General features: G+C 60.4%; 21 protein-coding genes and 1 pseudogene. 13 read left to right on the top strand and 9 right to left on the bottom strand.

The annotated features are described in order from the left end of the window. Positions 1-401: 401 nt before the first annotated feature. Both FP2506_RS00010 and FP2506_RS00015 read right to left on the bottom strand, forming a co-directional pair. The gene (locus FP2506_RS00010) at positions 402-2183 is read right to left on the bottom strand and encodes a DEAD/DEAH box helicase (RefSeq protein ID WP_040488746.1); all 1782 of its coding nucleotides are present in this window, start codon (positions 2181-2183) and stop codon (positions 402-404) included. Between the two features lie 1285 nt (positions 2184-3468). Next, positions 3469-3894 (bottom strand): PaaI family thioesterase, encoded by a 426-nt coding sequence (locus FP2506_RS00015; protein WP_007065266.1) that lies wholly within the window; start codon positions 3892-3894, stop codon positions 3469-3471. A 217-nt stretch (positions 3895-4111) separates the two neighbouring features. Between FP2506_RS00015 and FP2506_RS00020 the strand changes: the two genes are divergently transcribed. From FP2506_RS00020 to FP2506_RS00035, 4 genes are all read left to right on the top strand, one after another. Next, positions 4112-4936 (top strand): enoyl-CoA hydratase, encoded by an 825-nt coding sequence (locus FP2506_RS00020; RefSeq protein WP_007065268.1) that lies wholly within the window; start codon positions 4112-4114, stop codon positions 4934-4936. 428 nt (positions 4937-5364) lie between these two features. Continuing rightward, positions 5365-7026, top strand: coding sequence for a BCCT family transporter (locus FP2506_RS00025; RefSeq protein ID WP_007065269.1), 1662 nt, complete (start codon positions 5365-5367; stop codon positions 7024-7026). 418 nt (positions 7027-7444) lie between these two features. Further along, on the top strand, positions 7445-8188 hold the full coding sequence (locus FP2506_RS00030) for a rhomboid family intramembrane serine protease (RefSeq protein WP_007065270.1): 744 nt from the start codon (positions 7445-7447) through the stop codon (positions 8186-8188). 87 nt (positions 8189-8275) lie between these two features. Further along, complete coding sequence (locus FP2506_RS00035) at positions 8276-8710, top strand: CBS domain-containing protein (RefSeq protein WP_007065271.1); 435 nt, start codon at positions 8276-8278, stop codon at positions 8708-8710. Positions 8711-8739: 29 nt separating this feature from the next. Here FP2506_RS00035 and FP2506_RS00040 read toward each other — a convergent pair whose 3' ends face one another. The 3 genes from FP2506_RS00040 to folE form a co-directional block, all read right to left on the bottom strand. Further along, entirely contained in the window at positions 8740-9750 is a 1011-nt protein-coding gene (locus FP2506_RS00040) for a patatin-like phospholipase family protein (RefSeq protein ID WP_007065272.1), read from the bottom strand. Positions 9751-9819: 69 nt separating this feature from the next. Further along, positions 9820-10224, bottom strand: a complete 405-nt coding sequence (gene hisI / locus FP2506_RS00045; RefSeq protein ID WP_007065273.1) for a phosphoribosyl-AMP cyclohydrolase — start codon at positions 10222-10224, stop codon at positions 9820-9822. Positions 10225-10233: 9 nt separating this feature from the next. Continuing rightward, positions 10234-10857 (bottom strand): GTP cyclohydrolase I FolE, encoded by a 624-nt coding sequence (folE, locus tag FP2506_RS00050; protein ID WP_040488761.1) that lies wholly within the window; start codon positions 10855-10857, stop codon positions 10234-10236. A 328-nt stretch (positions 10858-11185) separates the two neighbouring features. Between folE and FP2506_RS00055 the strand changes: the two genes are divergently transcribed. The 4 genes and pseudogenes from FP2506_RS00055 to yidD form a co-directional block, all read left to right on the top strand. Continuing rightward, positions 11186-11632, top strand: coding sequence for an iron-sulfur cluster assembly scaffold protein (locus FP2506_RS00055; protein WP_007065276.1), 447 nt, complete (start codon positions 11186-11188; stop codon positions 11630-11632). A gap of 36 nt (positions 11633-11668) precedes the next feature. Then, positions 11669-11959 carry a nucleotidyltransferase family protein gene (locus FP2506_RS00060; RefSeq protein ID WP_040489219.1) on the top strand — a complete coding sequence of 97 codons (291 nt, stop codon included), beginning with the start codon at positions 11669-11671 and terminating at the stop codon, positions 11957-11959. Between the two features lie 83 nt (positions 11960-12042). After that, positions 12043-12333 (top strand): HepT-like ribonuclease domain-containing protein, encoded by a 291-nt coding sequence (locus FP2506_RS19465; protein ID WP_187289009.1) that lies wholly within the window; start codon positions 12043-12045, stop codon positions 12331-12333. Continuing rightward, positions 12323-12571, top strand: a pseudogene (yidD, locus tag FP2506_RS00070) (membrane protein insertion efficiency factor YidD); the annotation flags it as partial. The gene FP2506_RS19465 and the pseudogene yidD, both read left to right, overlap by 11 nt. A gap of 12 nt (positions 12572-12583) precedes the next feature. Here the strand turns inward: yidD and FP2506_RS00075 are convergent. Beyond that, entirely contained in the window at positions 12584-13075 is a 492-nt protein-coding gene (locus FP2506_RS00075) for a LysM peptidoglycan-binding domain-containing protein (RefSeq protein ID WP_007065280.1), read from the bottom strand. A gap of 169 nt (positions 13076-13244) precedes the next feature. Here FP2506_RS00075 and thrS point away from each other — a divergent pair, with 169 nt between their 5' ends. Further along, positions 13245-15257, top strand: a complete 2013-nt coding sequence (gene thrS, locus FP2506_RS00080) for a threonine--tRNA ligase (RefSeq protein ID WP_007065281.1) — start codon at positions 13245-13247, stop codon at positions 15255-15257. Between the two features lie 182 nt (positions 15258-15439). After that, complete coding sequence (locus FP2506_RS00085; protein WP_007065282.1) at positions 15440-16606, top strand: HPP family protein; 1167 nt, start codon at positions 15440-15442, stop codon at positions 16604-16606. A 179-nt stretch (positions 16607-16785) separates the two neighbouring features. Here FP2506_RS00085 and FP2506_RS00090 read toward each other — a convergent pair whose 3' ends face one another. Then, positions 16786-17667: a LysR family transcriptional regulator gene (locus FP2506_RS00090; protein WP_007065283.1), complete on the bottom strand. Its 882-nt coding sequence runs from the start codon at positions 17665-17667 to the stop codon at positions 16786-16788. Between the two features lie 126 nt (positions 17668-17793). Between FP2506_RS00090 and FP2506_RS00095 the strand changes: the two genes are divergently transcribed. Next, positions 17794-19290: a CoA-acylating methylmalonate-semialdehyde dehydrogenase gene (locus FP2506_RS00095; protein WP_007065284.1), complete on the top strand. Its 1497-nt coding sequence runs from the start codon at positions 17794-17796 to the stop codon at positions 19288-19290. A gap of 109 nt (positions 19291-19399) precedes the next feature. Here the strand turns inward: FP2506_RS00095 and FP2506_RS00100 are convergent, their stop codons facing one another. Then, entirely contained in the window at positions 19400-20059 is a 660-nt protein-coding gene (locus FP2506_RS00100; protein ID WP_040488764.1) for a uracil-DNA glycosylase, read from the bottom strand. 22 nt (positions 20060-20081) lie between these two features. After that, positions 20082-20681: a LabA-like NYN domain-containing protein gene (locus tag FP2506_RS00105; protein WP_007065286.1), complete on the bottom strand. Its 600-nt coding sequence runs from the start codon at positions 20679-20681 to the stop codon at positions 20082-20084. Between the two features lie 243 nt (positions 20682-20924). Here FP2506_RS00105 and rpoZ point away from each other — a divergent pair, with 243 nt between their 5' ends. Together rpoZ and FP2506_RS00115 are read left to right on the top strand one after the other, a co-directional pair. Continuing rightward, complete coding sequence (gene rpoZ, locus FP2506_RS00110) at positions 20925-21323, top strand: DNA-directed RNA polymerase subunit omega (RefSeq protein ID WP_007065287.1); 399 nt, start codon at positions 20925-20927, stop codon at positions 21321-21323. Between the two features lie 171 nt (positions 21324-21494). After that, a complete protein-coding gene (locus FP2506_RS00115; protein WP_007065288.1) occupies positions 21495-23726 on the top strand; it encodes a RelA/SpoT family protein in 2232 nt (743 codons plus the stop codon). The last annotated feature ends 151 nt before the right edge of the window (positions 23727-23877 follow it).

Consider the following 23877-nt stretch of genomic DNA (forward strand, 5'->3'; position numbering starts at 1 on the left):
GGCGCGGGATCTCGATACCTCGTCGACGCAGCTCTGCAAGGGGGAGAAGACCGCCTGCCGCTTTGATCTGCGGCAGATTTCGTCGGTCCGTGAAATGATAGAGGAAAGGCACTCTTTCGAGCGTGTTAATGTAGTTCACAGCGTACTCCCTATTGGCTCCTCAATCATCGCGCGATGCGGCTCCTTCCTGTTGTTCGCCTACAACAGAAGTTAGGAGAACTCGAAGGCGTTCGGTGTCGCGTTCCATGAACCTCTTAGCGCAAGCCAAGCAGTAATGATGCTCGTCGCCATCGTCTTTGATCGTCAGACGGCGTTCCCCCTTAAAAATGCGATGGGTACTATTGAACCGGCAATCATGTGCTCTGCCGGCGATCGTTAGCTGCATACTCACCAAAAGCGACCTAGGCCGCGCCATCGCGCAACTCCTGTTCGAGGCTTACCACGATATTTGAACAGGCATCGTGTGCAGCATTGAGCTGATCCAGTGTAAAATTCTGCCGGTCAGCGTTCGCACCCCCAACATGCTCGTTTATCCGGCGATGCAATTCCGATGCGACCCATGCAAAGTTCCGTTCCCTTCTGCGTGGGTCGAGGGTCTTGCTACCAGGATTGATGCCACATCGCCCTAAAATCCCTCCACTCTCATTCTGAACACGATCGTTGAGAGCTGTGCGGCGGGCTTCTCGGCGGTCCTGACGGGTCATTCGAATGCGGCGGATTTCTTGGGCCGCTTGATTCGGTGTCACGCCCAAATTTGCTAGCCTCTCAAGAAGAGCGGCAGCTTCGGGATCTCCAATCGGCTCCAGGTCAGCCGCGCGAACGTCTCTCTCCTCAAGGATTTCTACTGGCGCGATCCCGCCCCCGCCGGCAAAGTCGCGGTCTGCCGTGTTACCGTCGAAAACTACGTCCTCCGCTTCCGGAAGGAGGTCGGCGAAGAACTCCTGATCAGCCTCGCTGAACTGCCGGAAATCGTTCCACCGCCGCGCAACGTTGGCGCCGACATGAAAAACGACTACTCCTTGATTTTTAGGGTGCCCTGGCTGGTTTTGTTCAATCGCTCGCATGATGCGGCCGACGAACTGTACGAAGGGGCTGAGATTGGCGAAAATGCTGCCAACCATAGCGACCGCTAAGAAAGGGTGATCAAATCCCTCGCCAAGCATGCGCGCTTGGACGATCACGTCAAGGTCGTGGTTCTCAAGGCGTTCGAAAACACGGTCGTTGGCTTGAGCCTCGCGTGAGTGCACATATTCGGCCCGCCATCCGCGGGCGCGGAACGCTTCTTTGATTTGGATGCAGTGATCGTAGTTAATAGCGGAAGCTATAATCTTCAGACGCTGTTCCCCTGTCTCATCGCGTAGGCGGCGAAGCTCGCTAATTGATTGCTCGACGATAGACGATAGGGTTTCGTCCGACATGACGATGCCGCGACGAAACTCGGCATTCATCTCACCAAGGCGGCGAGCTTCGTCCGCGTCAATAATCCGCTCTCCTTGTTCTCTGTCGACATAACGGAGCGATTCGGGCCGAAGCATCTTCGCTCGGAGCCGCTTCACATAACCCGCTTCAATCGCACGCAGAACAGGGAAGCTGTAAATGACTTGGCCTTGCATCAAGTCGCCGTCCGCACGAGCAGGCGTCGCGCTGAAATTGACTATGCGAGCCGCAGGGAACCGACGCTTTACCTGCTGCCAACTTTCGGCGGTATTGTGATGAGCTTCGTCCACGAGAATGAGATCGAAAAAGTCTAGTGCCAGCTCGTCGAGCCAACGGTTCTCTTCTCCCGCAATCTGCTGAATGTTCGCTATGACTATATCAGCATGGCGGATGTCATCCATGTTGACCCTGCCGCTCTCGACAATGGCTACTTCCGGGAACTCAGCCTCACGAGGGATAACCCCAAAACGATCATAGAAGTTGGTAGTGCTATTTGCCCGCATATCTCTACCAAGCTGATCTCGAATGCGGGTTCCAGGTGCAATCACAAGGGCGCGAGTAGCTGATGCAGCGTAGGGCGAGAGCGAAATCAGCCCCGACTTTCCACATCCTACAGGGAGAACTATGCCTACTTCCGCAGCCGCATCATCGGCCGCATAGTGGTCGGCGATATGTTGCCAACCCTCCCTCTGCGGAGTTCGCAATTGCTCATTCCGAGCAATATTCACTTGTTGACTGAATGGCATTGTATTCCTCCAGTTAGATAATTCTATTCTAGAAATAGCAGAAAGCACAACTCAAACGAGGTTAGCTTACACCTTCTTGATAGCTATAATGGGCCTGGAGCTATCGGTCGCCTGTTCGGCTCGGTCTGAAACAGAATTAATGATTCTGTTTCATGCTGCCCGAAATCGAAGTCGGCCATGCCGGACATGCCCAAAGTTGATTTCCGCTAAGTTTTGAGCGTCCCCTTTCGAGGGGACCGAAACCGGCCATTTTTGCGCAACCTGAAGAACTTTCCTCAAAATCCGTAAGCCCATCGGGTCGACGCATGGTGCGTACCCACGCGAAACTGCGATACGATGGAGAGGCTTCAGGCATGGATCCCGGGTCAAGCCCGGGATGACGACGGTGGGGAGGCAACCGCAGAGCCGCCGAACAAAATTCTTATCCCCGCCCCATCCCACGCCCCCATAATCCCCGCAGCCATTCGTCTCCGGGGCACGGGTGATCGCCGGGATCGCTCTCGGACGGATGGTGCGGGTCTGCGGCGTGGTCTCTTCCGGAGGGACCGACGTCCCGGACGACTCGCGGCTCCGCCGGCCCCTCGCGTACTACGGCGCGAGCGCGGATCGGACCGCATGGGGGCGCTCAAACGCCGCCCACGCGCCGGCAGCCGCTCGAACCACGGGTCGGGCCTCGGCCGGGCCGGTCTCATCCCCCCTTCGCCGCCTCTCGGGGCGGGCGCAAGGCTGGCATGGATCGGTTTCGGACGGAGCGCACCCCGAAGCTCGGGCGCAGCGAAGTCGAAAAAACCGCGCGGTGCGCTGGAGGCGAGCCGTATCACACCACTTTCGGAGGGCTTGCCTCCGGCGCATCGCCGCCCCGACTGGCGGTGGCGGACAGAGCGGCGTCCCCGACGCCGGGGACCAGAGAAACGAGACGATTAAACCCGGCCGCCACGCGGTGCGGGACGGCGAAGCATGGGCGAGGGGAAGCGGCAGCCGAACCGGCCCGGCCGATGCCCATGAAAAAAGCCGCCCCGGCGGATGCCGGAACGGCTCGAATTTCTCGTCACCGAATGTGTCAGCCGCCGATCATCATCAGCGCGACCGGCAGGCCCACCACCACGAATGCAGCGGCGATCCCCAGGCTCGGCGAGTGTTTCGTGACCTTCATTGCGAATTCCCCTCTTCGCGATTTCGGATGCGAACAGGGTCAGGGCACAGGCTAAATGAAGCGTTAAAGTGACGGCTCAAACAGTCGTGTTTCGTCTGTGACATATATGTCGGAACCAATCAGGGTCCCATCTCATCTCGGCGGGATCGAATAGGTGGCCGTCGCATGGGCGACGATTTCGCCGTCGCTCTCGTTGATCATCGAAACCTCGGTCACCGCCAGCCGGCTGCCGAGCTTCAGCACCTGGCCCCGGCCGATGATCGCCCCCGGCTGCGGCTTCTTCAAGAAGTTGATGTTGAGGTTGGTCGTTACCGTCAGCGCCTTCGGCCCGATCGCGGTCAGGATCGACAGCCAGCCGGTCACGTCCGCAATGGTGAACAGCGTCGGCCCCGAAACGGTGCCGCCCGGCCGCAGATGCCGCTTGTCGGTTTTAAGCTTCAGCACCGCCCGCCTCGGCGCGACCTCGGCGACGCTGAGACCGGGCAGGGCTTCGGCGAGTTCGGGAAAGTGCTCGTGCAGAAACGCGTTCGTCGCGTCCACGGTGTCGATCGCCTGCATTCGTCGCCCTTCTCGTCTTGCGTCCCGCCGGTCCGCCGCCCTATCATTCGGGTGAAGGTGCGGGTTCCCGTGGGACCGGTATCCAACGGCACTGATGATGGGCTCGCTATACCAGGCGCTTCGCTCTGCCAATGTCGGGAACCCAACCGCACGGAATGCCGCAGCGGCCATGGCTGCCGCCACCGCCATTCCGATCACGACCTGAAGAGACACGACCTTGGCCGATATCGTCGAATTGTCGCCCGAAGCGAAAAGCGATGCCCTGATCACGGTGGAGGAGGGGCCGGGCATCACCCGGATCGTCCTCGCCAATCCGCCGGCGAATGCGCTCTCGATCGAAGTCATGGAAACGCTGAAGGCTGCCTTCGAACGCTGTGCCGAGAACACCGACTGCCGCGTCGTGATCCTCGCCGCCAAGGGCGAGACCTGGTGCGCCGGTCACGACCTCAAGGAACTGACCGCCCACCGCGCCGACGAGGACCGCGGCCGCGCCTTCTACGAGAAGACCATGCGGCTCTGCTCGGATCTGATGCAGACCATCGTCCGCCTGCCGCAGCCGGTCATCGCCGAGGTCGGCGGTTTCGCCACCGCCGCCGGTTGCCAGCTCGTCGCGTCCTGCGATCTTGCGATCGCCTCGGAGGAAGCCCAGTTCCAGACGCCGGGCGTCCATATCGGCCTGTTCTGCTCGACGCCCATGGTCGCCCTCAGCCGCAACGTCGCCCCGAAGCACGCCATGGAGATGCTGCTCACCGGCGAACGTATCGATGCCCGCACCGCCCGCGAGTTCGGCCTCGTCAACCGCGTCGTTCCGCCGGAATATCTCGGCACGATCATTGGAAAGTACGCGACCACCATCGCGTCGAAGTCGCCGCTGACGGTGAGGACCGGCAAGGAGGCGTTCTATCGCCAGATGGAGATGCCCCTGTCGGAAGCCTACGACTACGCCGCTCGCACCATGGTCGACAATATGCTGGCCAGGGATGCCGAGGAGGGCATCGGCGCCTTCCTCGAGAAGCGCAAGCCGGAATGGACGGGTCAGTAGCGGCGTTAGCATGCAAAAATGCACCGCCGTCGAACGGGCTTACATTCTTTCGCACACGCTGACGATGAAAAGGGCCAGCACTCGTGCCGGCCCTCTCAAAATTCATGCTGCGGATCGTAAGGCGTGGCGCTCAGTAGCGCCGGGGTGCCCGGCGCCGTCCGCGCCCAGCGAACTTGCGTGCGACCCAGCCTACGAAAATCGCTTTCAGAATGCTGCGGATCATCGGTTCTACCTCGGTCCTCGGTGTCGTCGATTGTTCATTTGAAACAATAATGCGTTTCCGTCTGAGTGGGTTGCATCGGCAGCGTGCCGGGCTCGCCGCTCGGCCTCCTCGTTTGTCGGAGCAGCGCGGTCATTCCGGTTGCCAGAGATGAAACCGCGCTATGTCCTCCTTTAATCCGATGAGACAATCGAAAAGGATCCGGCGGATGGCGCAATCGAATTCGGTCGGCAGAGTGGAGACAGGTCCCCTAGGTCCGTTTCCTCATGTCAGCGTGCCCGTCTTCACCATATCCGCCGCTCTCATTCTCGGCTTCATCATCTTCGGTGCCTTCTTCACCGAGCTCGCTTCCAGCGTATTCCCGTGGCTTCAGACCCAGATCGTGAACAAGTTCGGCTGGCTCTTCATCATCATCGTCAATGTCGCGCTGGTCATCTGCTTCTATCTCGCCTTCAGCCGCTTCGGCGACATCCGCCTCGGAGCGCAGACCGAGAAGCCGGAATACAGCCTGTTCAATTGGGTCGCGATGCTGTTCTCGGCCGGGATCGGCGTGGGCCTCCTTTACTGGGGCGTCGCCGAACCGCTCTATCACTTCTTCTCTCCGCCGCTCGAGGAGGCCGAGACCGCTGCCGCCGCCAAGGAGGCGATGGTCCTTTCGTTCCTGCATTGGGGCCTGCATGCCTGGGCGATCTATGCCATGGTCGGCTTGGCGCTTGCCTATTTCCATTACAGGCACGGGCTACCGCTTTCGATCCGCTCGGCCCTGTTCCCGCTTATCGGAACGAAGATCTACGGCCCGCTCGGACACACCGTCGACATCCTCGCTGTCTTCGGCACGATGTTCGGCATCGTCACCACGCTCGGCCTCGGGGTCATCCAGCTCAACGATGGCATGGAGACCATCTTCGGCCTGCCGAACAGCGCCTTCGTTCAAATCATCCTCATTGCGATCATCACAGGCTTTGCTGCCACCTCGGTCATGATGGGACTCGACGACGGCATTCGTCGGCTCTCGGCCTTCAACATCTGGCTCACCTTCGTCCTCCTGGCCTTTGCTGTCGTCTTCGGCCCGACGCTCTTCATCTTCGACAGCTTCATCGAGAACACCGGCAACTATCTTTCGCAGGCGATGTATTTCGGTTCCTGGGCGGAAGCCTATTCCGGCACGGACTGGCAGGTGAACTGGACCATCTTCTACTGGGCATGGTGGATTTCCTGGTCTCCGTTCGTCGGCATCTTCATCGCGCGTATCTCGCGCGGGCGCACGATCCGCGAATTCATCCTCGGCATTCTCTTCATCCCGTGCGCCATCCTGTTCTTCTGGTTCACAGCCTTTGGCGGCGTCGCGGTCGAGTTGAGCCTCAACGGTGATCCTGGGCTCATCGAGGCGACGAAAGAAAGCTATGGCAACACGATCTTCGTCCTCATGGAGTCCTACCCGCTGACCGCGATCGTCCAGACGCTGATCCTCGTCATGATCGTCGTTTGGTTCGTGACGTCATCGGATTCAGGCAGTTTCGTGATCGACATGCTGACGGCCGGCGGCCACGATGATCCGCCGAAAATCCAGCGACTGTTTTGGGCCTCGACCGAAGGCGTCATCGCCGCAATCCTGCTTGCAGCCGGCGGGTTGAACGCGCTGCAGGCGGCTGCCGTCGTCGCAGGCTTTCCCTTCGCTTTCGTGCTAGTGCTCCTGATGTGGGGGTTGGTCCGGGCGCTCGGCCGCGACAAGCTTCCACTTTATCGGAACGAACAGTTCTACCGAAACGAGGCGGAAGCTGAAGCCGCGAGCCCCAGCCCCTTCGTCGACGAGAAGCTTCTGAAGGGACCGCCGCAGCTCCTCGGCGGCCGAGGCCAGCCCGCAGAATAGACGGCGGAACCGAGAAGGGCTTCTCGGCGCAGCCCGATCGGGCGCTCTCCAGCGCAGCGCCCCGCCCCGCATGGCCGCGCGCAACGCATTGGAATGGTTAACGCACCGGCGGCAGGTGCGTTAACGATGAGTTAGGAAACGCTTTGCGGTCGTTGCCCAGTCGGGCTATCAGTCTTGTCGGGACAAACTTGGTTCTCGATCTGCAGCACGGATCATACTGTCGGGGTGCCTGACCTCACATCTCGTCGGATATTTGAAGGCCGTCAGCGCGTTTTGAACGCGAGGGCGGCCTCTTTTTTTGATCTCGGCGGGTAATCGGGAGAACTTCGGCCCGCGACGTGTCCGCCGGATCGGATGCCTTAGCAGGGAACCTGCCCTAGCTTGACTTCGGACTGAGAACAGCGCGACCGGATGCGACGTGACGACAGAACCCGATCCTTACAGCCCGATCCGACGCAGCCCGCCGCCAGCCTTCAATGCGCCGACCGTCATCCTCTTTTCGATCGTGGTGCTGGTGGCGGTGCATTTCTTTCGCGTCTACCTGGCGGGTCCGGCGCTCGAGGAGTGGTTCGTCCTCAATCTCGCATTCATTCCAGGTTGCTACGGCGATCTCGCAGTCGACTGTTCGGACCGGCTTGCTGGCGTCGACTACTGGACCCCGGCGAGTTACATGCTGCTTCATGGCGATGCCGTGCACATCGGATTGAACAGCCTGTGGCTGCTCGTCTTCGGCACACCGGTCGCCCGCCGTCTCGGCGCGCAGCGCTTCCTCGCCTTCTCAATCGCAGGTTCGGTTTCAGGAGCAGCGCTTTTCTACGTGATCAACCCCGGCCTGCTAGCACCCGTGATCGGTGCTTCGGGCGCTGTCTCCGCGCTGATGGGCGCTGCGAGCCGGTTCGCACTGCCGCGTGCCGGACGAATCAGCTTCATGCGCGCCGATATCCGCCTGCCGCTGGAGCCCATCGCCACCTGCCTGACCAACCGGACGGTCGTGGTGTTCGTGGCTGCGTTCTTCGGGACGAATTTCCTGTTTTCAACGGGTCTCGGCGGCGCGCTTGGAGAGGGCAATGTCGCCTGGGAAGCCCATTTAGGCGGTTTCGCTTTCGGTTTTCTCGGGTTTGCACTGTTCGATCGAAAGATGCCCGGGAGCCCAGCATTCTGACTTCGTTCGAATTGGCCACTTGCGAGAAACCCCGCTCCGTCGCACCATATCGTCCGAAGGGTGCCGGAATTCGAGGAGTTTAATGGCATGACGATCAAGCGCATTCTGGAGGAGAAGGGCCGCGACGTCGTGACCCTGACGCCGAGCGTGACCTTGGCCGAGGTTGCGCAGGTCCTTTCGGAAAAGCGGATCGGCGCGATCATTCTGGTTGAGGACAACGGCCGCCTCGCAGGCATCGTATCGGAGCGTGACATCGTGCGCGTTGTGGCGGCGCGCGGCCCGGACGTCCTCACACAACTGGTCAAAGAGGCAATGACACCGAAAGTCGTCACCGTCCGCGAGGACATGTCGATCGATGAGGCTATGCGCCTGATGACTGAGAAGCGCTTCCGCCATCTGCCCGTCGTAGACGAGACCGAGCAACTCGTCGGCTTCGTCTCGATCGGCGACGTGGTGAAGCGCAAGATTTCAGAGGCAGAAGCAGAGGCCTCGATGATGCGAGACTACATCAATACCAACTGACTTCAGCAGTCGAATAGGATCATACTGGGTCAGCCGTGCAGGCGCGCGACCTCTTCGGCGATCTGCTTGATCTCTGTGATGCGGGCCGTGGCCGCCTCATAGCCGATATCGATCGCTTCCCCCGCCCGGTGGAATTCCGATAGCCCTATCTCGCGCACCCTCGGACTTACCGTCATGTCCGGAGGATCACCCGCAAGGCGTGCCCGCGAGATCCGATCCTGAATGATGTTGAAGGCGTCGACCATCGAGCGGATCACGCCGAAGTTTTCGCGCCGTGCCGCCGTATCCGGGTTTCGACGTTCGCGATGGTCCTGACGGTTTGAAGCGCTGCAATCGCGCGCGGTCATGCGCACGACGGCCGCCCGGCCATAGAGGTCGTGGTGGAGGTTCACAGCGACGACGAGACGTTCTTCCATGGTTCGGCAGACGTTGGCCGGCACAGGATTGACGAGAGCACCGTCGAGCAGGCGCCGACCAGAGCAGTCGACGGGCTCGAACACGCCTGGCAGGGCGTAGGACGCTCGCATCGCTAGGACGAGTGGACCGCTGTCGATCCAGATCTCGTGGCCGGACCGAGCGTCGGTGGCCACGGCGACGAATGGCTTCGAGAGGTTTTCGACCGTACAGCCCTCGAGTGACTGTGTCAGGCGGTGCGACAGGCGCATGCCGCGGATGAGCCCGCTGCCACCCATCTGAAAGTCGAGAAAGCGAAACATGCCCCGGCGCGTGAGGGAACGTGCAAAATGTTCAAGCTCGTCCAGCTTGCCCGCAAGATAGCAGCCGCCGACAAGGGCGCCGATGGATGTTCCGGCAATCATCGAGATTGGGATGCTGGCCTCGTCCAGCGCCTTGATGACCCCGATATGAGCCCAGCCTCGTGCTGCACCACCGCCAAGGGCCAATGCAATGCCCTCTCGGTCTCCCTTTCGTCGTTTCGGCACGTCCGGCTGCGCGTCTGCGTCGAGACCGGAGAGGGCGTTGTCATCCATTACACGAACCGGCTCGGCATTCTCGCGCCAATTGAGAACTCGCTGCAGCATCCCGGCACTTGCAACCTCGCTGTCTGGCCCGTTCGGGCTGAGAGGTTGCCAGTTTACACACGTTATCTTTCACGAACTTGAATGAACGAGCGTCCGGCTCTCGAAATCGAACTTGCGATAGAAACACGTGATGCGGCTGGTATGACAGGTGTCCTCGGGCTTTGCAGAGGTGACGGAAAGCCAGATGGCGTCCTGATCGCAGTCGACACGAATCCCACGGACACTCTGTAGCGCACCCGACGTCTCGCCCTTCTTCCAGAGCGTCTGGCGGGAGCGGGACCAGTAGTGAGCAAACCCGGTTTCAATGGTCGTGGCGAGGGCCTCGGCGTTCATGTGGGCCACCATCAATGGGCGGCCTGTCTCGTGATCGGTCACGACGGCCGTAACGAGGCCGTGGGCGTCGAAGCGCGGGCGAAAGACGAGACCTTCTTCCTGTTCGCGCGCTTCGGCTGGGTCGGCGAAGGTGGCTGCCATCAGGGCACGTCAGGCCGTCTGGCCGACAAGCTTCATGAAGCGGCGGCTCAATTCCTTGTCGGACTTGAATTCGCCGTTGAAAGCCGTCGTGATCGTCGTCGCATCCTTTGAACGAATGCCGCGCATCGACATGCAAAGATGTTCGGCGTCGATCATCACCGCGACGCCAGACGGCTGCAGGAGACGTTGCATCGCGTCCGCGATCTGGGCGGTCATCGATTCTTGGGTCTGCAGCCGGCGGCCGTAGATATCGACAAGCCGGGCGATTTTCGAAAGACCGAGAACGCGGCCGTTCGGAACATAGGCGACATGGGCTTTGCCGATGATCGGCACCATGTGATGCTCGCAGTGGGAATGGAAGTCGATATCCTTGACGAGGACCATATCCTCGTAACCCGAGACATCCTCGAAGGTGCGGCCGAGAATGTCGGCGGCATCCTGCTTGTAGCCGCCGAACAGTTCTTCATAGGCTTTGACGACACGGGCTGGGGTCTCGAGAAGGCCTTCGCGAGACGGATCCTCGCCCATCCAGCGCAGGAGGGTACGGACCGCTTCCTCGGCTTCAACACGGTCTGGCCGGTCTGCATTCTCGATCTTCGAGCGGTCCGGAAACTGCTTGACGACGGCTTCCATCGCGGCTTTCTCCCTGAAATGCGGAATTCGCGCAGCCACCCATACGGAGTGGACATCGGGTGCTTCGTGACTACGGGTCGGGACCGGAAGGTTCGTCTCGGTGTCCTTGGTCACGATGTCTCCAATTTCGCCGCAGTGTCGTTTTGCCAGCCGAAGAGGGCGTCACAACGCCGTCCAGAAGCATGGGTCGCCAAGGCCTTTCGGGCCGGCGGCGTGGCGCCTATATAAAGAGGCCGAGCGAGGAATGATAGAGAAGAAACGCGGGACGAAGCCTTAAGGTGCAGCAGATGCAGCCCTTCCGGGCAAACGCGTAACACAGGTTCGCACCATGATCGACGACGTCTACAACGCCCGTATTCTCGAACTGGCTGGCAACATTCCGCGCACCGGCCGGTTGGAAACGCCGGATGCGAGCGCGACGGCCCATTCCAAGCTCTGCGGCTCGACGGTTACCATCGATCTGAAGATGAACGACGGCGCGGTTTCGGACTTTGCGCATGAGGTGAAGGCCTGCGCGCTGGGACAGGCTTCCTCTTCGGTGATGGCGCGTAACATTATCGGCGCGACGCCCGACGAGTTGCGTACCGTGCGCCAGGCAATGCAGGCGATGCTGAAGGAGAACGGAGAGGCGCCTACGGGCCGTTTCGAGGATCTGAAATACTTGGAACCTGTGCGCGAATACAAAGCGCGCCACGCCTCGACTATGCTGACCTTCGACGCGGTCGTCGATGCCCTCGACCAGATCGAGAAGGGCGCGACCACGGCCGCTGCGTAATCATATAGTCTGCTCCGCTTTCGGGAGAGAATGACGATGAGGCCGTCCGAAGCGCTCGAAATGCACCGCGAGACGATCCGGGAAATCCTGTCGCGCTATCCGGTGAGCAATCCGCGGGTATTCGGCTCCGTTGCGCGGGGGGAGGATACGGAGGAGAGCGATCTGGATATCCTCGTGACCCCGCAACCGTCTCTCGATTACTTCGAACTGTTCCGCGCGCAGAACGAGGTCGGGGCCGCGATTGGCCATAGCGTGGATCTGCGACTTGATGGCGAATTCTCTCCCCGGGTCTTGCGCAGAATTCAACGGGACTTCACGGCCCTATGAGTCCGGCTCTCGGCGAGGAAAAGCTGATCGATGCGCTTATCGCCCTACACGAGGCCTATTTGCGATGCGAGCAGGCCACCGAGATGACCACGCTCGAGAGATTGCAGGTCGAGCCCTTTTCTCAACTCGCGATATCGAAGGGTGTGGAGCAGGTCGGCGAGATGTCGCATCGTGTACTTCGAAAGTTTCCATCATTCGCCGCTCAGTATTCAACTATTCCGCTTCGCGAGTCCTTCCAACTCCGAAACAGAATTTCTCACGGCTACGAAACGTTGGATTGGAATGTAATCTGGCGCGTGGCGACACGCTCGGTTCCCGAATTTCGTCGGCAATTGGAGCCAATCCTTCGTGAGGCCGGCGAAGATGTCCCGTAACTATGCCGGACCCTGGCGCAGGACCCCCGGCCGCCTCGTCGGCACCGGCCTCATCCGCGCCTATCAGCTGACGCTCTCGCCACTGATCGGCGGGCATTGCCGGCATTTGCCGACCTGCTCGGAATACGGCTACGAGGCGGTGGCGCGGCACGGATTGTTGCGGGGTAGCTGGTTGACAGCCAAACGCGTGAGCCGTTGCGGCCCGTTTGGGAAGGGCGGTATCGACAATGTGCCGGATTGACGTTCGGCCTTAGTCGGCAACCGGTATACGCAGCACCTGGCCTGGGAAGATGACGTTCGGGTCTTCAACGAGGTGTGCGTTCGCCTGCTGGATCACGCGGAACAGGCTGCGATCGTTGTAGAAGCGGTTGGCGATCGCCGAGAGGCTGTCACCGCGTTGCACCGTGTAGTTCCTGAAGCCGACATAGTCGGGCAGTATCATCGGGCCGTAGATGACAGGCACCGTCACCATCGGCGGTGGTGACTCGCCGCCGCCGGCAGTGTCGTCTGAAACGGTGACGAAGAGGCGGCTCAACTGGAAAGCGGCATCGCTTGGAATGGCGATCGTGCCCTGGAATTGGCGTATCGAGGTTGACCCGACAGTGACGAAGCCGGTGATCTCGTCATGGCCTTCGCTGACGGATACGCTCAACGTACCCTCGAAGGCGACGGCGTTGCCAGCCAGCATGATGGTGCTCGAGACCAGGTCGAAAGGCTTGGGCTGCAACAGCTCAATGTTCATCGGATAAACTCCTTCACAGGCTCGCCCCCTTTCAATATATCCCGCGCGTCGGCTCCGCTCAATCGAAGTGGAAGACATCGTCATGCCGGGCTTGTTCCTTTCGGGACCGCCATCGGCCTATCACCCCACCCGCGCTCGTAGGCGGGACTGGAAACCCAGGAGCATACCTATGGCCGAGGCCGTTTCCCTCACCTTTCCCGATGGTTCGATCAAGAATTACGCGCCCCAGACGAGCGGCGCGGAGATCGCATCCGGAATTTCCAAATCGCTCGGTAAGAAGGCCGTCGCCTATGCGCTCGACGGCGAGGTGCGCGATCTCGCCGATCCTGTGGGCCGCGCCGGCGCGCTCGAAATTCTGACGCGGGACGATCCGCGCGCACTCGAACTGATCCGGCACGACTGCGCCCATGTGCTCGCCGAGGCCGTGCAGGAACTCTGGCCGGGCACGCAGGTGACCATCGGCCCGGTCATCGAGAACGGCTTCTATTACGACTTCCACCGAGAGACGCCGTTCACGCCGGAGGATCTCCCCGTCATCGAAAAGAAGATGAGCGAGATCATCCAGCGCAATCGTCCCTTCACCAAGGAGGTCTGGTCGCGCAACGAGGCGCGCGAAGTCTTCGAGACGAAGGGCGAGAACTTCAAGGTCGAGCTGGTTGATGCGATTCCCGAGGATCAGGACCTCAAGATCTACAAGCAGGGCGAATGGTTCGACCTGTGCCGTGGACCTCATATGGCTTCGACCGGCCAGATCGGCGATGCGTTCAAGCTGATGAAGACCGCCGGTGCGTATTGGCGCGGGGATTCCACGCGGCCCATGCTCAGCCGTATCTACGGCACGGCATGGGCGTCGAAGGACCAGCTGAAGAATTACCTCCATATGCTGGAGGAAGCCGAGAAGCGCGACCACCGCAAGCTCGGCCGCGAGATGGATCTCTTCCACTTCCAGGAGGAAGGGCCGGGCGTCGTCTTCTGGCATTCCAAGGGCTGGCGCATGTTCCAGTCCCTCGTTTCCTATATGCGCCGCCGGCTCGACGGCACCTATGAAGAGGTGAACGCGCCGCAGATCCTCGACAAGGCGCTGTGGGAGACCTCCGGTCACTGGGGCTGGTATCAGGAGAACATGTTCGCGGTGAAGTCGGCCCATGCCTTCACCCGTCCGGATGACGCGGAGGCCGATCACCGGGTCTTCGCCATCAAACCGATGAACTGCCCGGGCCACGTCCAGATTTTCAAGCATGGGCTCAAGAGCTATCGCGAGCTTCCGATCCGCTATGCCGAATTCGGAAATGTGCATCGGTACGAGCCGTCCGGCGCACTGCATGGTCTGATGCGCGTGCGTGGGTTTACGCAGGACGACGCTCACGTCTTCTGCACCGAGGAACAGCTCGCTGCCGAATGCCTGAGGATCAACGATCTCATCCTCTCGATCTACGCCGACTTCGGTTTCGAGGAGATCGTCGTGAAGCTCTCGACGCGGCCGGAAAAGCGGGTCGGCTCGGATGAGAATTGGGACCATGCCGAGGCCATCATGGGCGATGTCCTCAAGGAGATCGAGGCGAAATCCGGCGGCAAGATTAGGACCAGTATTCTGGAAGGAGAGGGCGCGTTTTATGGACCGAAGTTCGAATACACGCTGCGCGACGCGATCGGTCGCGAATGGCAGTGCGGGACGACGCAGGTGGACTTCAACCTTCCGGAGCGCTTCGGAGCCTTCTATATTGACGAGAACTCCGAGAAGAAGCGGCCGGTCATGATCCACCGCGCAATCTGCGGCTCTATGGAGCGTTTTCTAGGCATTCTTCTCGAAAACTATGCTGGTCATATGCCGCTCTGGTTCGTGCCTCAGCAGGCCGTGGTCGCGACGATCACCTCGGAAGCTGACGATTACGCCCGCGAGGTGACTGAAGTCCTGCGAGACGCTGGGCTGAAGGTGGAGACCGATCTGCGGAACGAGAAGATCAACTATAAAGTCCGCGAACACTCGCTGGCCAAGGTGCCGGTCATTATCGTCTGCGGCAGACGCGAGGCCGAAGAGCGTGCGGTCAACATCCGCCGGCTCGGCTCCAAGGATCAGACGGCGATGGGGCTCGAAGAGGCGGTCCAGACGCTTGCTGCCGAGGCAATGCCGCCGGACGTGAAGCGCAGGGCGATGGAAAGGGCGTTCGAGACCAGAGCTTGATGTCACCTGGTTATGGTAATTCAGGCGGACCGTCCGTCCGTCTGAAGTCAAACTACGGATAACCGTCCGGGTGAATGTGGAACACTAAATTCACAAGCTCCTATTTTGGAGCAAGCTCATGCCTGTTTTTCGAGCACGATGATGATAAATGCAGCAGACCATTTTCATCAAAGTACGCTTGTATGGTTCGACAGTTTCTACGCCGCCTTGTTCCCGATCTCGGACATGTCAGTGTGCAGGAGCAGTTGCGTGCAAGTATTGGGGCGCTTTGCGGAATCGCCGTAACCGGCTTTGCCACCCTGCTCGTTCTCGGTCCCGAAACAATCGTACCACTGCTGGTCGCACCAATGGGCGCGTCGGCGGTGCTTCTGTTTGCGGTCCCGTCCAGTCCCCTTGCACAGCCATGGTCGATCATGGGGGGCAACGTCTCTGCGGCCCTGGTCGGCATCGCCTGCCGGATGTCGATTTCGGATCCCCTTCTGGCCGCTTCGGTCGCCGTATGCCTCGCAATTGCGCTGATGTTCGTCTTGAGATGTCTGCATCCTCCAGGCGGCGCCGTCGCGGTGACGGCTGTTTTCGCTGGTCCAAGCGCGGATGCTTTAGGCTTTTCGTTCGCAGCCGTTCCGATCGGTCTGAACTCGGTCCTTTTACTTTCAGTCGCACTTGTCTTCAACCAGCTGACAGGCAGACGATATCCGCATCTGCGGCCAGTGAAACAACCGAATGCCCATGGAACCGCTGATCCGCCTGCTCTGGAGCGGGCCGGCTTTACGCTCGCTGATCTCAACGCGGTTCTGGAACGAAGCGACAAGGTTATCGATATTGATCGACAGGACCTGATGGCAATTCTCACGACAGCCGAACACGAAGCCTATCGCAGGCGTTCCGGCAATATGACCTGTGCGGATGTCATGTCCCGCGACGTGATAACAATTTCGCCCACCACAACGATCAGCGAAGCCTGGTGGATCATTCAGGATCGCAACTTCAGCGTTCTTCCTGTCACAACCGAGGACCGTCAGCTGGTAGGGATGTTGTCCCGCGAGAACTTCGTTAAGGCGGTTGGAAAGGGTCTCGGCCGTCCGGCCCTTCGAACTGCGAAGCGTCTCGCCGACGGTTTCGAAAAGGGGTTCTCTACGTGGATGACGGTCGACAGAATCGCTACTCCCAATCCGCAGAAGGCCACCGCCAATACACCCATCGCAGAGCTTGTGCCCTTTCTCGCGCGGAAACAGCTGCATCACATCGCGATCGTGGACGAAGCCGACCGGCTCATCGGGCTCGTTACCCAGACCGATCTCATTGCGGCCCTGTTCAGGGGCACCGAGGCCACCGAACGCGCTGCGTGAACGCGTTCGGTAATGCGCGCCTTGGAATATGTAGTTCATGAGTGACGAGCAGGACTTGCCCGTTCGCCCTCCTCACCTTCGTCGAAGTCGAGCGAAGACGAGAGTTCGATCGCTCGAGCTTGTTCCCCGATGAGCTCAATCAAACCATTCAGACGCGCTTCGCGTTGGCATCGAGAAGTTCAGCCGAACAGGGCCTTCTCCGTCTCGACCGCCTCGCGGATGAATTCGGCGACGGCGGCAATGCGGGCGACGTCGCGGACGCTCTCGTGGAAGACCAGCCAATAGGCCCGGTCGATGCGTTCGTCCGGAAGGATGCGAACGAGCTCGCTCCGTCTTTGGGCGGAGAAGCAGTGCAAGATTCCGATGCCGGCGCCGGCTGCTACCGCTTCGAGCTGACCCATGGCCGAAGATATCTCGAAGCGCGACGGCCATTCTTGAAGTAAATCAGCGAAATAGGTGAGGCGCGGGGAATACAGGAGGTCTTCCACGGCGCCGACGAGACGGTGGGAGGCGAGGTCTCCCAGTTTCTCAGGTTCGCCGTGCCGTTCGAGATAGGATCGGGCAGCGTAGAAGCCGAGGGCGTAGTCGGTGAGCTTGCCGGCGACGAGACGGCCGTGCTCGGGCCGCTCCACCGTGACCGCGATATCGGCCTCGCGGCGGGAGATCGAGAAGGCGCGGGGGACGGGGACGAGTTGGATCGTCAGGTTCGGATGGCGCTCGGCGAGGCGCCAGAGGCGCGGGGCGAGAAAGCTCGTGCCGAAGCCATCCGGTGCGCCGATCCGCACCGTTCCCGACAGGCTGACATCGGCATTGCCGATCTCGGCGCGGGCGGAGATCGTCGCGGCTTCCATAAGTTCGGCCTGGGCGAGGAAAGCCCGGCCCTGGGCGGTCAGCTCGCAGCCGTTCGGCCGGCGATGCAGGAGCTTCGCGCCGATATCGGCTTCGAGCGCCGAGAGCCGCCGCCCGACGGTCGCATGGTTGAGTTCGAGCCGCCGCGCCGCGCCGAGGATCTGGCCCGCGCGGGCGACGGCGAGAAAGATCCGAGCGTCGTCCCAATTCATCCATGACCCCCGAAGAGAAGCTTTAGGACTCTACTTTTCGCACAACGGATTGGCGTTTCAAGGGATTGGTTCCGACGAAATTGTGCGTCAGAACGGAAGCAAGACAGATTATCTGAGGAGGATCTTATGGAAACGATTGGTCACTTCATCGATGGCGAACGCGTCGCCGGTTCGAGCGGGCAGACGGCGGACGTCTTCAATCCTGCAACGGGCCAAGTGACGAAAAAGCTTGCGCTCGCCGGCGCCGACGATCTGCAGCGTGCCGTCGATGCGGCGAAGGCGGCGCAGCCGGGCTGGGCCGCGACCAATCCGCAGCGCCGGGCGCGCGTCTTCATGAAATACGTCCAGCTTCTCAATGATAATATGCAGGAGCTTGCCGAGCTTCTCTCGTCGGAGCACGGCAAGACAGTGGAAGATTCGAAGGGCGATATCCAGCGCGGGCTGGAGGTCGCCGAATTCGTCATCGGCATTCCGCATCTTCAAAAGAGCGAATACACCGAAGGCGCAGGGCCGGGCATCGACATGTATTCGATCCGCCAGCCGGTCGGCATTGGTGCCGGCATCACGCCGTTCAACTTCCCGGCCATGATACCGATGTGGATGTTTGCGCCGGCGATCGCCTGCGGCAACGCCTTCATCCTGAAACCGTCCGAGCGCGATCCCTCCGTGCCGATGCGGCTGGCTGAACTGATGATGGAAGCCGGTTTGCCGAAGGGTATCCTGCAGGTCCTCAACGGCGACAAGGGTGCGGTCGACGGCATCCTCCAGCATCAGGACATTGGGGCCGTCTCCTTCGTCGGCTCGACACCAATCGCGGCTTACGTCTACGCCGAGGCCGCGAAATACGGCAAGCGCGCCCAGACTTTCGGCGGCGCGAAGAACCACATGATCGTGATGCCGGACGCCGATCTCGATCAAGCGGCAGACGCATTGATCGGCGCAGGATATGGATCTGCCGGAGAGCGTTGCATGGCGATCTCGGTGGCCGTGCCGGTGAGCGAAGAGACCGCGAATGCGCTGGTGGAAAAGCTGACCCCGCGCATCGAGGCATTGAAGATCGGACCCTACACCGACAGCGAGGCCGATTTCGGCCCGGTGGTGACTAAGGCGTCGAAGGAGAAGATCCTTGGCCTCGTGGAAAAGGGCGTTTCGGAAGGCGCCAAGCTCGTCGTCGATGGGCGCGGCTTCAATATGCAGGGCTATGAGGACGGATACTTCGTCGGTGCCTGCCTGTTCGACAACGTCACCAAGGACATGGACATCTACAAGGAAGAGATCTTCGGTCCTGTCCTGTCGGTTGTCCGCGCGAAGGACTACGACGAGGCGCTCGCGCTCCCGACCGATCATGAATACGGGAACGGGGTTGCGATCTATACGCGCGACGGCGATGCGGCGCGGGACTTTGCGTCGAAGGTTCCTGTGGGCATGATCGGCGTCAACGTGCCGATCCCGACGCCAATGGCGTATCACTCCTTCGGCGGCTGGAAGCGCTCGGTGTTCGGCGATCTCAACCAGCACGGGCCGGACTCGATCAAGTTCTGGACTCGCACCAAGACGATCACCAGCCGCTGGCCATCGGGCATCAAGGACGGCGCGGAGTTCTCGATGCCGGTCATGCGCTGAAGAGCGAGCCGAGCCGGGCTAGTTTCGATCGGGCGCTGCTAACGGGGCGCCCGTTTGCGCTCGATTGGAACCGCATCTCGGGTTCGCTCCCGGCGCGTCCAAGCCGAAATCAGCTTTCGGCGAGAAACCGCGCGACGTTAGCGAATACCATGTCGAACATCGCTTCGGTGAGACGGCCGGTGTTCGTGTTGTAGCGGGAACAGTGATAGGTCGGGAACAAGGTGTAGCGCCTGGCCTCGATCTGCGCGCCGTGGCCGAACGCGTGATCCTTGAGCTTCAAGCCAAGAGTGCGGACGGTCGAATCATGGGCGATCCGGCCGAGCGTGACGATGGCACGAAGGTTCGGCAAGGCAGTGATCGTCGCGGAGAGGAACCGCCGACAGGTATTGATTTCCTCACCAACCGGCTTGTTCTGCGGGGGGACGCAACGCACCGAATTGGTGACCGCTGTCTCGAACAGCTTGAGGCCGTCGTTCGGATCGGCGGCGAAACGATCATTCGCAAAGCCGTGTCGGTGCAAAGTCGCATAGAGGAGATCGCCGGCATAGTCGCCGGTGAACGGTCGGCCGGTTCGGTTCGCGCCTCGGACGCCGGGCGCAAGGCCAACGATCAGCAGGCGAACCGCATCGGTGTCTTGAACTGGGTATAGGGTCGGGACGGGCGCATTATGCCAATCGGGTTCCCGGGTCTGCCAAGCTTCCCGGAATTCCACAAGGCGGGGACAGAGCGGGCAGTCACACGGCGGCTCGATGGGCGTAGACGCGGTCACCGTCTCTCGTCCATGCACAGGATCAGTAATCGTCTTCTTCTTCGTCCTCGGCAGCTTCCATACTGGCTCGACGGGCCAGACGGGCGTCACGTTCGGCCTGGCTGCGACCGATTTCGTTCTTGAGGCTGGTCAGATCGATGAAATGGTCGGCCTGACGGCGCAGGTCATCGGAGATCATCGGCGGCTGGGTCGCGAGCGTCGAGACGACCGAGACCTTCCGGCCCTTGCGCTGAAGTGCGTCGACCAGCGAGCGGAAGTCGCCGTCGCCCGAAAACAGGACGAAGTGGTCGACGGTGTCGGACAACTCCATGGCATCGATGGCGAGTTCGATGTCCATGTTGCCTTTCACCTTGCGGCGCCCGGTTTGATCGGTGAATTCCTTGGCCGGCTTCGTCACTACTCGGTAGCCGTTGTAGTCCAGCCAGTCGATAAGCGGACGGATCGAGGAGTACTCTTGGTCTTCGATGAGCGCGGTATAATAGTACGCCCGCAGCAGATAGGCCTTCTTCTCGAAGAAGGTCAGCATTTTCTTGTAATCGATATCAAAACCGAGATTTCGAGATGCTGCGTAGAGATTTGCGCCGTCAATAAAAAGTGCAATTTTCTCGCGCTGATCGAACATCCATTCAACTTTCACTAGTCTATTGGGCGGTCCGCCGTGTTTGCGTAAAATTATGGCCGCCAAATCGGGAGTGCTACTGAGGAGGCTCCGGTACAGGGACAATCAGGTCTAGATCAAGATGGCTTGCGAATTTATTGAAGTCACAAGTGCATTTTATCGAGGCGCGGCCTTGTGGACCTGCCGACACTTCGGTATTGGGTTCGTAATTCCAACCATACCGATATTCGGCATTAGGAGACAGGCATGGCCCGTGTCACCGTAGAAGATTGCGTCGATAAGGTCGACAACCGTTTTGAACTTGTGCTCTTGGCAAGCCACCGCGCTCGTCAAATCAGTCAGGGCAATCCGATTACCGTCGACCGCGACAACGACAAGAACCCGGTCGTCGCGCTGCGCGAAATCGCTGACGAAACCCTGTCGCCCGAGGATCTGAAGGAAGACCTCATCCACACGCTGCAGAAGCATGTCGAGGTGGACGAGCCCGAAGAGACCCGCCCGACCGAGCGCTCCGAAGCACCGGCTCCGCAGGCCGCAATCCAGGAGAAGCCCGATGATACGGTCGCATTCGACCGCATGTCGGAGGACGAACTGCTCGCCGGGATCGAGGGCCTGGTCGCTCCGGAAAAGACTGACGACTACTAAGGCCGGTCCGCGAAACGCCCTTGAAATCGGCATCTTATGCCGCATGGGCCTACCGCGTTGCACCAAAGCCGACTATCATTAGGGAGCGTGCCTTGACGGGCATGCTCCTTTTTCGTTTCGGGCTGCTGCAATCGAGGCCGGCCTATGCATTGATGAGAGCGCAGCGCCGCGATGATGCGCCAATACGAACTCGTGGAGAAGGTCGCAGCCTACAGGCCAGAGCTCGACGAAGCCCTGCTTAACCGCGCCTATGTCTACGCCATGCAGAAGCACGGCGCGCAAAAGCGTGCCAGCGGGGATCCCTACTTTTCCCATCCACTCGAAGTCGCGGCGATCCTCACTGAATTGCGACTCGACGAGGCGACGATCGCGACCGCCCTCCTGCACGACACGATCGAGGACACCGACGCCACGCGCAAGGAGATCGATCAGCTCTTCGGCCCGCGGATCGGCCAGCTGGTCGAGGGGCTGACCAAGCTGAAACGCCTCGATCTCGTCTCGAAGCGCGCAGCGCAAGCGGAGAACCTCCGAAAGCTGCTTTTGGCCATCGCCGACGATATTCGTGTCCTTCTCGTCAAACTCGCCGACCGGCTCCACAACATGCGCACGCTCGGGCCGATGCGGACCGACAAGCGCATGCGGATCGCGCAGGAAACGCTCGACATCTACGCGCCGCTTGCCGGTCGCATGGGCATGCAGGACATGCGCGAGGAACTGGAGGATCTCGCTTTCCGAAACGTCAATATGGAAGCCTATGAGACGTTGAGCGAGAGGCTAGCCGAACTGAAACGGCGTTATTCCGGTACCATCACCAAGATCGAGGAGGATCTCACGAGTCGTCTGAGGTCCAAAGGTATCGACGCGAAGGTGACCGGCCGGCAGAAACGGCCCTATTCTGTGTTTTCGAAGATGCAGCGCAAGAAGCTTTCGTTCGAGCAGCTTTCGGACATTTTCGGCTTCCGGGTCGTCGTGGCGAGCGACGAAGACTGCTATCGCACCCTGGGCATCGTACACCGCACCTGGCGCATGGTGCCAGGACGCTTCAAAGACTACATCTCGACGCCGAAGCAGAACGATTACCGCTCTCTCCACACCACGGTCATCGGAATGACCGGTCAGCGCGTGGAACTGCAGATCCGTACCCAGGAGATGCACCGGATCGCCGAATACGGCATTGCGGCCCATGCAATCTACAAGGACCAGACCGGCGAGAACGGCGAGATCGTCCGCTCGATCGAGCTTTCCAAGGACTCGAACGCCTATGCCTGGCTGCGCCATACGATCGAGCTGCTCGCAAACGGCGACAATTCGGAGGAGTTTCTCGAGCACACAAAGCTCGAGCTCTTTCAGGATCAGGTCTTCTGCTTCACACCCAAAGGCCGCCTGATCGCGCTTCCGCGTGGCGCGACCTCGATCGACTTCGCCTATGCGGTCCACACCAATATTGGCAATTCCTGCGTCGGCTCGAAGATCAACGGGCGTATCATGCCGGTTGTGACCGAACTCCAGAACGGCGATGAGGTGGAGATCATCCGTGGCGACGGCGAGGTGCCGCCTGCGGCATGGGAGAATATCGCCGTTACCGGAAAGGCGCGTTCGGCGATCCGCCGGGCCTCGCGCGCCAATATCCGCAAACAGTATTCCGGCCTTGGGAGGCAGATCGTCGAGCGGACTTTCAGCCGATCGAGTCGACCGTTTTCGGTTGAGATGCTGAAATCCGTTCTCGGCAAACTCGGCCATCAGAACGTTGACGACGCATTTGCCGCGGTGGGTCGGGGTGAATTGCCCTCCCTCGACGTCTTGCGCGCTATTCACCCCGATTATCAGGATACGCGGGTAACGCGGCGCACCGAACGCGATCCCCAGGATGGCTGGTTCAACCTTCGAAGCGCTGCCGGCATGATCTTCCGGGTGCCTGGCAAGCCCAAACCGCAGCCCAAGAAGAAGCATTCGTCAGCCATCCCGATCCGCGGCGTAGGCGGCGATCTCCCCGTGACCTTCTCCGAGGATGGTGCCGTGCCGGGCGACCGGATCGTCGGCATTCTGGAACAAGGAAAGGGGATCACGATCTACCCCATCCAGTCGCCCGCACTCATGGCCTTCGAAGACCATCCGGAACGCTGGGTGGACGTGCGCTGGGACATCGATGAGAAACTCGACCGGCGGTTTCCGGCGCGTATTTCTGTTTCGGCGATCAACGAGCCAGGCTCGTTGGCCGAGATTGCCGCGACGATCGCGGAGAACGATGCGAATATACACAAGCTGGAGATGAAGTCGGCGGCCTCCGACTTCACGCTGATGGTCTTCGACCTTGAAGTCTGGGACGTCAATCACCTGAACCGCACGCTGTCCCAAATCCGCGTCAAAGAGTGCGTTTCGACCGTCGAACGGGTGAACGGATAGGCTTCCAGGCGACAGTCGATCTTTCGTGTCGCAGACCGGGGCGTGTTTAGGTTGATGCCGCGGTTCCGAACTTCTAAATCGGAAACGATGCGAACCGGGTTCTCGTGGACGTTTCAAAGCCGGCAATCTGTCGTTTGGCTGCAACGCACGT

This window comes from Fulvimarina pelagi HTCC2506, from assembly GCF_000153705.1.
In the GTDB taxonomy this organism is placed as follows: domain Bacteria; phylum Pseudomonadota; class Alphaproteobacteria; order Rhizobiales; family Rhizobiaceae; genus Fulvimarina; species Fulvimarina pelagi.

Excerpts from the sequence above, each read along its gene's own strand:
- FP2506_RS00010 (WP_040488746.1), bottom strand. The coding sequence starts at position 2,183 with ATGCCATTCAGTCAACAAGTGAATATTGCTCGGAATGAGCAATTGCGA.
- FP2506_RS00015 (WP_007065266.1), bottom strand. The coding sequence starts at position 3,894 with ATGCAGGCGATCGACACCGTGGACGCGACGAACGCGTTTCTGCACGAG.
- FP2506_RS00025 (WP_007065269.1), top strand. The coding sequence starts at position 5,365 with ATGGCGCAATCGAATTCGGTCGGCAGAGTGGAGACAGGTCCCCTAGGT.
- FP2506_RS00035 (WP_007065271.1), top strand. The coding sequence starts at position 8,276 with ATGACGATCAAGCGCATTCTGGAGGAGAAGGGCCGCGACGTCGTGACC.
- FP2506_RS00040 (WP_007065272.1), bottom strand. The coding sequence starts at position 9,750 with ATGCTGCAGCGAGTTCTCAATTGGCGCGAGAATGCCGAGCCGGTTCGT.
- hisI (WP_007065273.1), bottom strand. The coding sequence starts at position 10,224 with ATGGCAGCCACCTTCGCCGACCCAGCCGAAGCGCGCGAACAGGAAGAA.
- folE (WP_040488761.1), bottom strand. The coding sequence starts at position 10,857 with ATGGAAGCCGTCGTCAAGCAGTTTCCGGACCGCTCGAAGATCGAGAAT.
- FP2506_RS00055 (WP_007065276.1), top strand. The coding sequence starts at position 11,186 with ATGATCGACGACGTCTACAACGCCCGTATTCTCGAACTGGCTGGCAAC.
- FP2506_RS00060 (WP_040489219.1), top strand. The coding sequence starts at position 11,669 with ATGAGGCCGTCCGAAGCGCTCGAAATGCACCGCGAGACGATCCGGGAA.
- FP2506_RS19465 (WP_187289009.1), top strand. The coding sequence starts at position 12,043 with ATGACCACGCTCGAGAGATTGCAGGTCGAGCCCTTTTCTCAACTCGCG.
- FP2506_RS00075 (WP_007065280.1), bottom strand. The coding sequence starts at position 13,075 with ATGAACATTGAGCTGTTGCAGCCCAAGCCTTTCGACCTGGTCTCGAGC.
- thrS (WP_007065281.1), top strand. The coding sequence starts at position 13,245 with ATGGCCGAGGCCGTTTCCCTCACCTTTCCCGATGGTTCGATCAAGAAT.
- FP2506_RS00085 (WP_007065282.1), top strand. The coding sequence starts at position 15,440 with ATGGTTCGACAGTTTCTACGCCGCCTTGTTCCCGATCTCGGACATGTC.
- FP2506_RS00090 (WP_007065283.1), bottom strand. The coding sequence starts at position 17,667 with ATGAATTGGGACGACGCTCGGATCTTTCTCGCCGTCGCCCGCGCGGGC.
- FP2506_RS00095 (WP_007065284.1), top strand. The coding sequence starts at position 17,794 with ATGGAAACGATTGGTCACTTCATCGATGGCGAACGCGTCGCCGGTTCG.
- FP2506_RS00105 (WP_007065286.1), bottom strand. The coding sequence starts at position 20,681 with ATGTTCGATCAGCGCGAGAAAATTGCACTTTTTATTGACGGCGCAAAT.
- rpoZ (WP_007065287.1), top strand. The coding sequence starts at position 20,925 with ATGGCCCGTGTCACCGTAGAAGATTGCGTCGATAAGGTCGACAACCGT.
- FP2506_RS00115 (WP_007065288.1), top strand. The coding sequence starts at position 21,495 with ATGATGCGCCAATACGAACTCGTGGAGAAGGTCGCAGCCTACAGGCCA.